The 1,644-nt window shown below is 61.4% G+C and carries 1 protein-coding gene and 3 pseudogenes; 3 read left to right on the top strand and 1 reads right to left on the bottom strand.

Going from position 1 to position 1,644, the window contains the following annotated elements:
- The 3 genes and pseudogenes from LQV45_RS30735 to LQV45_RS30730 form a co-directional block, all read left to right on the top strand.
- Positions 1 to 189, top strand: a pseudogene (locus LQV45_RS30735) (helicase-associated protein); the annotation flags it as partial.
- A gap of 15 nt (positions 190 to 204) precedes the next feature.
- Positions 205 to 414: pseudogene (locus LQV45_RS35945) on the top strand (helicase associated domain-containing protein); the annotation flags it as partial.
- A gap of 618 nt (positions 415 to 1,032) precedes the next feature.
- Positions 1,033 to 1,344, top strand: coding sequence for a hypothetical protein (locus LQV45_RS30730; protein ID WP_230011054.1), 312 nt, complete (start codon positions 1,033 to 1,035; stop codon positions 1,342 to 1,344).
- A gap of 31 nt (positions 1,345 to 1,375) precedes the next feature.
- Here LQV45_RS30730 and LQV45_RS30725 read toward each other — a convergent pair.
- Positions 1,376 to 1,644, bottom strand: a pseudogene (locus LQV45_RS30725) (hypothetical protein); the annotation flags it as partial.

The raw sequence follows: 1,644 nt of genomic DNA, 5'->3' as shown, positions 1-1,644 counted from the left end.
GTTTCGGTCGAGGGCCGACTGCCCGGCTCGCGTTCCGCGGACCGGGGCGAACGGTCCATGGCGCGGTGGCTGTCCATGCGCCGGCGCGAAGCAGCCGAGGGCACCCTGGACCCGGCCTACAGTGACGGCCTTGACCTGGTGCCCGGGTGGCTGAAAGACCGCAGGGAATCCGAGGATGACGCCCGCTGACACCATCGCCTAGCCCAGCTCATGGCATTCCGTGTGGAGGGCAACGACTGGCCCCGCCACCACGACTATGACTCAGACCATGAACACACCCTCGGAGTGTGGATCCACACGCAGCGGTACAAACGCCGCCGCGGCGAACTCGATCCCGCAAAGGTCAAGCTTCTAGACGATGCGGTTCCCGGATGGCGGGTCGGGAGGACCCGGGGTCGCCCTCCCCAGCTGTGACGGCGGTTGTGACCGCTTTTTGGCAGGCGGATCCCCGGCACTGCTCAACGCTGTCGACGCTGGGCCCAGACGACCGTAATGTCAGAGCCTGCGTGCAGGGGTCCACGGCGACTTCTAGGCTGCTTTATTCGGCGCATTTATTCGATCATATGTCTAATCTTGTGCTTTCGGGCCGGAGCAAGCGTGCCAGGTGCAGGCGCATGTTAACGCCAACCGAAAATGAGGCCAATAGTGCCAATTGAAACGGGGCCACGGGGATCCCGATGAAGGCATGGATGCGGTTCCGAACTGCGCGGATCTGCGTGGAGGGGCGGCCCCCGTGACGTGCCGGACGTGACCGGAAGATCACCGCGAGGATGGATTTGGACAGAGCAAACTTAGGGGAGAGCGGACGAGCCGTGACAGCAACAGCAAGTGAGAACCTTGGAGGAACCCGTGGACGTCAGCCGCTCGGTGGGACGGCCGTGTACTGCGGGACGACCAGCCCCGAAAACGTGGGGAGGAATCCAGCGAGACATCACCCGGCCAGCCCTGGCGCAGGCGCCGAAGGCCACAAGTTGATCCTCGTTGGGGGCAGCGGCAGCGGCTGCCGGCTGCCGCAAACGATACGCTGATTGGATGACTGATTCACTGTTTGAAATTGACACGCCAGAAGGTCAAGCACCGCTACAGCACATGCCCATTACTGATGAGCAAGTTGCTCAGCTACGGGCAGCCTTCGCCGATGCCGGTATCAACGAGCAGAAAGAGCGGAAGGCCGTCATCGAGTCGTGCGTGGTTCGCCCTGTGAACTCTCTTCGCGATCTTCACGCCGCAGATGCACATCGTGTGCTTAGCCTCATCCGGCAGCGCAAAGAGGCTCGGCCGAAGATTGTGGGAGGTTCCGCTTGGGACAACAGGGAAGAAGAGACCTGGATAGACAGGCTCTAGACAGCAGGCTCACCACTACACGGGGGTGCCTTCAGGAGGTAGCTGGCGTTGTCTCAGCCAACCCGAAAGACCTCATCAGTCTGACCAGCAACCCCTGACGGGGATCCAAGATGATGTCGCGGCCGTCCGCCCAGGTTTCAAATGTCACGATGTCTGAATGGGCAGCCGGTATGCGGTATAGACGGTTCATATTTTTCGAATCGCGAAGAATTGCCTGCAGGTTGCGGGTGTCTATATTCTGCTGGCCTTTCAGGAATCCTGCGATGGCTTTGGCCTCAGGTTCGCTACGCCCGCGTAGGG

Source organism: Microbacterium sp. Bi128, assembly GCF_918698205.1.
Note: the sequence above shows the minus strand (reverse complement) of the source record. Positions and strands in the feature narration are given on the sequence as shown.